7 protein-coding genes and 3 pseudogenes are annotated in these 8,121 nt (G+C 69.9%); 5 read left to right on the forward strand and 5 right to left on the reverse strand.

Features of this window, described 5'->3' with window-relative positions; all coding sequences use genetic code 11:
- Positions 1–147, forward strand: a pseudogene (locus AB0D10_RS45350) (IS630 family transposase); the annotation flags it as partial.
- A 474-nt stretch (positions 148–621) separates the two neighbouring features.
- On the opposite strand, the gene AB0D10_RS45355 reads toward AB0D10_RS45350, so the two are convergent.
- A complete protein-coding gene (locus AB0D10_RS45355) occupies positions 622–939 on the reverse strand; it encodes a hypothetical protein (protein ID WP_360268694.1) in 318 nt (105 codons plus the stop codon).
- Between the two features lie 503 nt (positions 940–1,442).
- Here AB0D10_RS45355 and AB0D10_RS45360 point away from each other — a divergent pair.
- Positions 1,443–3,914 carry a helix-turn-helix transcriptional regulator gene (locus tag AB0D10_RS45360; RefSeq protein ID WP_360268697.1) on the forward strand — a complete coding sequence of 824 codons (2,472 nt, stop codon included), beginning with the start codon at positions 1,443–1,445 and terminating at the stop codon, positions 3,912–3,914.
- Positions 3,915–4,004: 90 nt separating this feature from the next.
- Complete coding sequence (locus tag AB0D10_RS45365) at positions 4,005–4,553, forward strand: helix-turn-helix transcriptional regulator (protein WP_360268699.1); 549 nt, start codon at positions 4,005–4,007, stop codon at positions 4,551–4,553.
- 31 nt (positions 4,554–4,584) lie between these two features.
- Here the strand turns inward: AB0D10_RS45365 and AB0D10_RS45370 are convergent.
- From AB0D10_RS45370 to AB0D10_RS45385, 4 genes and pseudogenes are all read right to left on the reverse strand, one after another.
- Positions 4,585–4,985, reverse strand: a pseudogene (locus AB0D10_RS45370) (transposase).
- The gene (locus tag AB0D10_RS45375) at positions 4,982–5,521 is read right to left on the reverse strand and encodes a winged helix-turn-helix domain-containing protein (RefSeq protein ID WP_360268702.1); all 540 of its coding nucleotides are present in this window, start codon (positions 5,519–5,521) and stop codon (positions 4,982–4,984) included. The pseudogene AB0D10_RS45370 and the gene AB0D10_RS45375 overlap by 4 nt, the downstream one beginning before the upstream one ends.
- 275 nt (positions 5,522–5,796) lie before the next feature.
- Positions 5,797–6,024: a hypothetical protein gene (locus tag AB0D10_RS45380; RefSeq protein WP_360268704.1), complete on the reverse strand. Its 228-nt coding sequence runs from the start codon at positions 6,022–6,024 to the stop codon at positions 5,797–5,799.
- Positions 6,025–6,154: 130 nt separating this feature from the next.
- A pseudogene (locus AB0D10_RS45385) lies at positions 6,155–6,329 on the reverse strand (IS6 family transposase); the annotation flags it as partial.
- Between the two features lie 308 nt (positions 6,330–6,637).
- Between AB0D10_RS45385 and AB0D10_RS45390 the strand changes: the two are divergent.
- Both AB0D10_RS45390 and AB0D10_RS45395 read left to right on the forward strand, forming a co-directional pair.
- Complete coding sequence (locus AB0D10_RS45390) at positions 6,638–6,835, forward strand: hypothetical protein (RefSeq protein ID WP_360268707.1); 198 nt, start codon at positions 6,638–6,640, stop codon at positions 6,833–6,835.
- A 97-nt stretch (positions 6,836–6,932) separates the two neighbouring features.
- Positions 6,933–8,121: hypothetical protein (locus tag AB0D10_RS45395; protein ID WP_360268709.1), on the forward strand; the 1,189-nt coding region annotated here is incomplete at its 3' end.

The following is an 8,121-nucleotide window of genomic DNA, read 5'->3' on the forward strand; positions in this document are numbered from 1 at the left end:
TTGGCCAACCTGTCCTCGGTCGCCGTCGACCGCCTCGAAGCCCTCGTCCGCAACCGGCTCAAACGGCTTCAGTACCGCCCCGACATCCTCGACGGCTTCCTCGCCGGGACCGGCCTCTCCCTCGACCTCCCGCCGCCATCACCCTGAAGCGCCAATGTCAGTAAGGGTGTCCGGCTGGTGGGTAAACCCCCGTCCGCGTGGTGGGTAGACCCCTGTCCGCGTGGTGGGGGACTCCCTGTTCAGAGTGTCCCGCGACAGCTGATCTTGACGACTCTGTTTCCGAAGCCCACGGCCAAGGCTGCCCGACCGCTGCGTGCCTCAGCTTGACGGCCCACCGCCCCAGGGATCGTCGAGCACCGCTGCGGGGACCTTCGCCGCGAGCATTTCGTCGATGCAGCTGCGCAGCGCGAAACCGGGGGCGTCGCACCAGGTGAGCCATGGCACCGACTGGAGCAGGTCGTCGTACCGGCGAATGCCGGGGTCGGTGAGGAGGGTGCGGAGTTCGTCTGGGGCGGGGTCGGTGATCAGGCACAGCCAGGCCAGGCCGCCGCCGATGCGGATCTCGGGCGGTCGTCCCGGGTTCGACCAGAGGTCCCGGGCCCACCGGGGAGCGTGGTTGTCCTAATGTTCGCGGGCGAGTTGGGCGATCGCCAGGATCAGGCTCACCCGGACCACCGCGTCGTCTTCGTTCGCCAGCCTGAACCGCAGGGCCGAGGAGACGCGTGGGATCTCGTCGGTCGCCGCCGCCAGGACGTAGGCGGTCATGGAGCGGACCTCGGCGTCGGGGCCGTCGAGAAGCGGGAGCAGGAGGGGCAGGTCGTCCGTGACCGCCTGACGGGCGGCCTGGATCGTCCAGTCCACCGGGCACATCGTGCTGCCCTCGACCATCAGCGGCTCCTCGGCGACCTGGAGCAGGCCTTCGCGCGATCCGTCCCCCATGTGCTGGCACCGGCCGATCTCGGCGACCAGGTGAAGCGTTTGCGCGCGGAGCCCGGGATGCCCGGTCGCCGCGATCCGTAGCAGGAACGGCGCCGCCAGTGCTCCCACCGCGATCGTGCCGCCCTGGTGGTGAAGATTCGTCCAGAGCTGCCGCAGGGCCCTGTCAGCGGCTTCGGCGTCCCCGGACGCGAGCGTGGCGAGCAGGCCGGGGATCTCCTCGCCCGGGCCGTAGAAGTGCCGGACCGCCGCCAGGGGACCTCGTCGTACCTGAACCCGTCCTTGACCTCCGGCGGGATCGCGCCCACGGCCGTCCGCACGTCGCAGTCCGTGCCGGCCCACCGTTCTGGCCAGCCGGCCCAAGGGTCGTCGTCCATGATTTGGCCTTCCCGTCCACCGGCAGCATCCGAACCCCGGAGTCTAAGGACTGATGATCGAGAGGCGGACCGCTTCTGGCCTACTCCGAAATGTTATTTTCGAACAAGTGTTTGCATAGGAGGTGGAGTGTGGCTGACGACCTGTTCGCGTCGATCGACGCGCTGTTGGCGCGGCCGCGCTCGGCGGACGACCTGCCGGTTCCGGCCGAGCGGGTGCGGCTGCGCAAGGCCAGCGAGTACACGCAGGAGGAGCTGGCCGCGGCGCTGGAGACCCGGCGGGAGACGATCGTGCGGTGGGAGGCCGGGACGACCGAACCACGCCCGCCGAAGCGCGAGGTGTACATCCGGTTCCTCGCGAGGCTGGCGCTCCAGCACGGCACGGTCGAGCCCACCGAATGGCTGCGCCGCGCGCAGGCCGCCGGCCTCGTGCACGCCGACGACGACCCGGCGCCCGCCCCGGCCGAAGCCCCCTCGCCCGCCACGGAGTCTGCCGCCGCCCCGGCGGCCCCGGCGCCGGAGGCGTTCGTCGCCACCGTGCCAGAGCAGCCCGCCCCTGCGGTGCAGCCGGTGATGCCGGACCAGGACAACGACGGGTCGCTGCTGATGGCGCAGCCGGTGCCGTGTGTGCAGTGCGGGCAGCCGTCGGTCTACCGGGCTCAGGGGCTGCCCATGCACCTGGGCGGGTTCTGCCGTCCCGGCGTCGTCCCGGCCGCTGCGCAGCCCGCCCCGGCGGCCCCGGCGGCCGAGCGGGCGGTCTCGGTCGCTCCGGTCGCTGCGCCCCGCCAGGCCGCCCCTGCGGCCGGTCCGGTGGCTGTGCCGCGCCGTACCGGGTCGTCGCGTGCGGCCGCGTCGTCGCGGGCCCGGAAGGCTCTGGCGAAGAAGCCGGCTGCCGAGGCGGCCTCGGCCGACTGGGAGCGGGCTGCCGCCGCGCGGTTCCCGGCCGGTCCGCTCGCGGTGCTGGACGTCGCCTCGTCCGGCAGGGCCCTGGTTGCTTACCTCGCCGACGGCACGCCCGCCTCCACGGCGCCGGCCGGGCGGACCGTCGCCGATGTTGCCCAGTGGGCGCTGGAGACGAAGTTGGGCTCGCCCAGGTTGCACCGGCACGGCAAGGACGGCGACGCCCTGGTCGTCATCTCCGACGCCGCCCTGGCGGAGCTCGGCCTGCCCCCGCTCGGGCGGGACGAGAAGAAGGAGTTCGTCCAGCGCCTCGGTCAGCTGCCGAAGACCCACAAGGCGGTGAAGCAGCTGGAGAAGGCCGGCTGGCTGCTCACCCAGCGCGGCCTCGGCCCCTGGGCTCGGATCTACCGCACGCCCGAGGACGGCAAGCGCCAGTGCGTGCAGCTGTGCATCCCCGCCTGGGGCGCCCTCGCGTCGGGCGGCTGGCAGATCCCCGACGGCCTCGCCGCCCCGAAGCTGGCCCGGCTGCTGGGCACCTACGCCACCCGGGTCCTCACCCCGCGCGGCTCTACCGCCGTCTCCGGCATCGAGCTGGTCACCGCGCTGCGCCCGCCCACGAAGGCGGTGCGCACCGAGGCCGGCTGGACGTCCGGTCCGGTGGAGGGTTCCCGCCCGAAGGACGCCTTCGACCCGGCGCCGCCGGAGGTGCTGGACGTCCACCCGCGCGCGCAAGGCCGGGAGCCGGGCGGCGCGCTGGTCACCGAGGCGTGGGACTGGCACCGTGAGCTGACAGACCAGGAAGCCGCGGCGCCGTTCGCGGTCGGCCTCGACGTCAACATGGCCTTCCTCGCCGCCGCCGGCCGCCTCACCCTGCCGCTCTCCGCCCCGGTCCACGAACTCAACCCCGTCTTCGACCCGAAGACCCCGGCCTCCTGGCTGGTCGACCTCTCGCACGTGGACACGAACCCGCTGCTCCCCTCGCCGTTCAGCCCGGACGGCTCCCGGCCGACCGGCCCGGCCTGGTACAGCACGGTGAAGGTCGCCTACGCCATCGAGCTCGGCGCCCGGGTCCAGCCGACCGAGGGCTGGCTGCGGCACGAGCACGGCCCTTACCTCGACCCCTGGCACAAGCACCTGCGCCAGGCGTACCTGGACACCATGGCCGCGCTCGGCATCCCGCTGAACATGGCGGACACCGACCCGGTCGCGTTCCTGGACGCCATGGCTGGCCTCAAGACCACCGGCGACCCGGCGGAACTGGCGGTGCTGCACGCGATCAAGCAGACCGCAAAGGGCACCATCGGCAAGATGCGCGAACGCCCCCGCGGCCACGGCTACAAGCCGGGCGAGCGCTGGGCGGCGCTGGAGCGGCCGACCTGGGACCCGCTGATGCGCGCCCTGGTCATCGACACCGCCACCGTCAACCTGCACCGCAAGCTCCGCAGGATGGCCGGCGACACCGGCCTGCACGCGTTCGCGGTGCTGTCCGACTGCGCGGTCTTCGCCTCGCCCGGCCCCGGCGCGCTGGACGTCCTCACCAAGCCCGATGGCACCCTCACCACCTCACTGCGCCTCGGGGTGTCGCCGGGCCTGGTGAAGTTCGAGGGCTCCCGGCCGATGGCCGAGATCGCCAAGCTCATCGCCGACGACACGAACCCGGCAAGGCACATGAAGCCCGGCGGCCAGGTGTCCGCCGACGAGTAGTCCCGCGCGGCCCGCCGGCACCCGTCCGGCGGGCCGCCCACCCATGACCAGCAGCGGCCGCCGACCTCGGCGGCCGGAAAGGAGAGCAGTGTGAGCCGGGAGATCGACGAGGGCCTGGAGCGGGCCGAGCGCACCAAGCCGATCCCGCAGTCCGTTCCCGCCCGGATGCGGTTCCTGCTCAAGGGCGCCAAGGGGTCCACGAAGAAACTCGCCCAGGACCTCGGCGTCAGCCAGCGCACCGTCCAGCGCTGGCTCAAGGGGCAGGGCACCCCGAAGCCGGCCGCGGCCAAGGCCATCGAGACCAAGGTCCGCGCCGGCTGGCAGCCGCGGGTGAAGCAGCGGGTGCGCCGCGACGCCGAGAAGAACGGCTTCATGCTCCACATCCAGGCGACCTTCGGCTACAGCGCGGCCGGCGGCTCCACCGACGACCCGCGCCAGCGCACGATCACCCAGAAGATGCCCGGCTCGGTGGCCCAGCGGCTGTACGAGGCCCGCGACGCCGGAGCCAGCCAGGACGAGCAGGAACGGATCCTCGCCGAGGGCCTGCGCGAGCACTACTTCAAGGACACCGGGCACCGCGCCTGCGGCCTCGACGTCGAGCTGAACGACATCGCGTGGATGGATGTCGAGCTGTACTGAAGTTGAATTCGCGATGTCGGCCTGAAGGTGGTCAGCCGTCCATGATCAGGCCGGTGGTGGTGAGGCATCCGTCGATGAGGTGGGGACGGTACTGGATCTTCTTGAGGCTGCGTCTGACGGCTCGGGCGAGCTGGTCGAGGTCGGAGGCGGCGAGGTTGCCGATGGTGCGCTTGACCAGCGACCAGATGCCCTCCTGCGGATTGAGGTCCGGTGCGTACGAGGGGAGCTGGAAGACGGTCGGCCAGTCCTGGTTCGCCTGGACGAACTCCTGCATCGGCGGCATCAGGTGGGCACGCAGGTTGTCCCACACCGCTGGCCCGTCTTGTAGCAGCTCAGCCCCGCCATGGAGACCCGGCCGGCGCCCCGGCCGCGCACCCGCACAACAGGGGTGCAGCCGATCCTGCCCCAGGTCCTGGCACGCGGCGGCCTCATCGACTGCCCGGCTTCGTCCTCGAAGACGAGCCAGGCCCCGCGGGCCGCCGCGACGCTTTTACCCGCGGCCATGTCTCCTTCTTCCACAGCTCGACGGCCGCGTCGTCACGCTCGATCGCCCGGCGGGCCGGCTGCTGCCAGGACCAACCGTGCCGCTTCAGCAACTGCCAGGTCCCCTCCACCGTGTAGCTCACGTGGAACAGGCGGCCGATCAACGTCTTCACCCGCGCGAGTGTCCACCGCTGGTCCGCCCACCCGTGGACCAGCGGCCCACGCTCCAACTCCCGTTCCAGCCGGGCGATCTGGGCATCGGACAGCTTCGGACGACCGGGCGAGCCCTTCGAGGCGATTCCCGTTGCGCCGCCCTCGCGCCACTGCCGGCGCCAGCGCTCCACCGAGCGCACACTCACCCGCAGCGCGGCCGCGATGTCCCGGCTCTTCTCCCCGGTCTCGAAACGTTCCACCGCCTGCCGCCGGATCCGCTCCCGCGCGGCCCTCTCAGCGTCGGTCAGACCGCCGCCCTGTGCATACCTCACAGCACACGACTACCGGGGCCAACCCTCCGCCGGCAGGCGAACGCTATTGCTTCACCCATCCGAGCGACATCACGGATTCAACTTCAGTGGCTCAGTGGGCCAGTGATTTCTTTGCCGCACGCCCGGCATTCGAACAACATCACCCGAGCTTGGTACCTCGAATGCCACCATCAGGGCAAGCCCATTCCGAGCACCCCGAGGCAGCATGGGGGACCCGTCCCGAGGATGCGGCCAGCTGGCCTGGCAAAGGACAACCGATCCACAGGTATTGACAATTACTCCGTGCGGCGGTCAACCAGCTTCTCCAGGGCCCCGGCATCCCGCGCGGGCCGCCACTCGGTGACGTGGGAGTGGTACAGCCGCTCACGGCGCAGGACCGCACCCTTCTCACCCTCGGGCGCGGCGTCGTACTCGGCCACGATCCGAAGCTTGTACTCGGGGCTGAACGTGCGGCGCTTCGGCCGGGGAGCCGGGTCGGCAGCGGACGGATTGGTGCTGGTCATCAGGGGTGGAACTCCTACTCGGGGCCCTCTCAGGCTAACCCGACAAAGCGGGACGTCTCACCAAGGCTGACGGAGAGGGCTTGTCCCCGGGCCGGGACTACCTGCGCCGCAGGGAGTTGGCGTAGGCCCGGCCGAACTTCAGACACCAGCGCCGGATGGTCTCGTAGGACACGATGACGCCGCGCTCGAGCATCAGCTCCTCGACCTCACGAAAGCTGAGCGGGAAACCCGAAATACAACCACACACAGTGGGAGATCACCTCCACCGGATACCGGTGCCCCGTGTACGACGACGGCGCGGACAACACGGGGCGATCCCCTTCAGCAAAGCCAATCCGAAGATCACCCCACCCCGTCAACCAACACAACAGCAGACCGCCCCGGGGTGGTCTTTCTCAACCAACCAATGAACCCCCCCACCCGCCGACAACACTCACCACCGAACCACCGACCCGCCACAACAGAAAAGCAGGAATATCATATTAGGATTGCTCCGGTCGAGTGATTTTTGGTATCTGTCGATGACACCCATTCGCACTATCGCCACAATCAAGAACATGTACTCCGCGCGACAAAACACCGCGCGAAACCCAGCCCTCAGTGGAGGCCCATCATGGCCAATTGCCCGTCTGTCGACGCACGGGCTGCTCTCGGATTCCTCCAGAGCAGCGGGCTGATAAATATGGACACGACGCTACAGCAGTTGGTCAGTGCGACCACCACCCTCGGGGAAATTGCCGGCTATGTGCTGGCCTGGGACAAGTACGTGCTGGTCGTGCCGTCCGTAACTGAGGAAGCTCCGCAGGTCTAGCCCTGGATCGTGCCGTGCGGGGGCGTCCGCGCTGTGCGAGAACACGCAGCGCGGACGCCCCCGCACCGCATCGACATGAGGGGCGATTGTGGCTGACATGTGGCGCACGGTGGAACGTGGGGCGATTTCCTGGCTGGCCGCGCACCGCATCCGTTTCGACCCTGATGCCGCCGAGAAGGGGCGCGTGCTGTTCACCCGCAAGGCACTCGTCGAGGTCGCGCTGCTGGTCGGACTCCGCGCTCGTGTGGAGTCCGGGTCCTTCGACGCCGACGGCAACTATCAGGCACTGTTGGACCAGGTCACCACGGTGGCGGCTCGCGCCTCATACCGTGAGCTTGTCGCACGCGATGAGCGGGCACTGCTTCTGTACGCGGGTACCTACGCGTCACAGCGGCTGTGCGGGCACAGCGACAGCGACTTCGAGCACCTCATCGGGCAGGCTGTTGCCGGGCGGCATGCGACATGCTTTGAGCGCGTCCCCTTTCGGCAGCTGGACCTGCTGCACACGTTGGAGTTGGCCGGTATCGATCACAGCATGCCGACGGACAGCGCTGTACTGCCCTTCTCTTTGCTCTGCGCTGATCCTTCCACGCTGAAGCTGCGCGACAGCGATATCTACGCCATCACCCACACCGTATTCTATATCACTGATTTCGGCCGGCGTATTCCGCGGTGGCCGGCCGGTTTCGGTCTGTCCCACGCTGTCGAACTGCTTGAGGCACTGAGCCTCCTTTGCCGGCAGAAGGAGAACGCCGACCTCGTTGCCGAACTTCTCTGCTCACTGCTGTGCCTCGGGATCCATGACTCCGCCGAGGTGGAACGGGCCTGGGCGTTTCTTGCCGACCTGCAGGAGCCCACCGGGCGTATCGCCGGGCCGGAAGGCGTTCTCCCCGCGGAACTCGAGAGCGGCGACCCGGAATACCGCGACTGGGCCACGGGCTACCACACCACGATCGTCGCAGCGCTGGCCGGGATCCTCGCCGGTGACGCAGCCATCGTCCGGCAGCCGGGCCCCTCAACCCCCCAAGCCACCGGCAACGGACGACTCGAAGTCGCGCTCCGGCGTGCCACCGCCTGGCTGACCAGCGCCGCTGTCGAGGTGCCCTTCGACGACGCGGTTCCGGCAACGGGAGCGGCCGTGCGAGGCGCATGCTCGGTGGGTGAGCCGCAACTCGCCTCGCGGGCTCTCAAGAGCCTGGTGCAACGTGCCGAGAACGCCCTCGTCGAACGGGTGGTGTGGGGCCGGCAGGGCGCCGATGCGGTTTTCGACTGCGCGCGGGGCCTGT

The organism is Kitasatospora sp. NPDC048545 (genome assembly GCF_040651155.1).
Lineage (GTDB): Bacteria > Actinomycetota > Actinomycetes > Streptomycetales > Streptomycetaceae > Kitasatospora.

Excerpts from the sequence above, each read along its gene's own strand:
- AB0D10_RS45355 (WP_360268694.1), bottom strand. The coding sequence starts at position 939 with ATGGGGGACGGATCGCGCGAAGGCCTGCTCCAGGTCGCCGAGGAGCCG.
- AB0D10_RS45380 (WP_360268704.1), bottom strand. The coding sequence starts at position 6,024 with ATGACCAGCACCAATCCGTCCGCTGCCGACCCGGCTCCCCGGCCGAAG.
- AB0D10_RS45390 (WP_360268707.1), top strand. The coding sequence starts at position 6,638 with ATGGCCAATTGCCCGTCTGTCGACGCACGGGCTGCTCTCGGATTCCTC.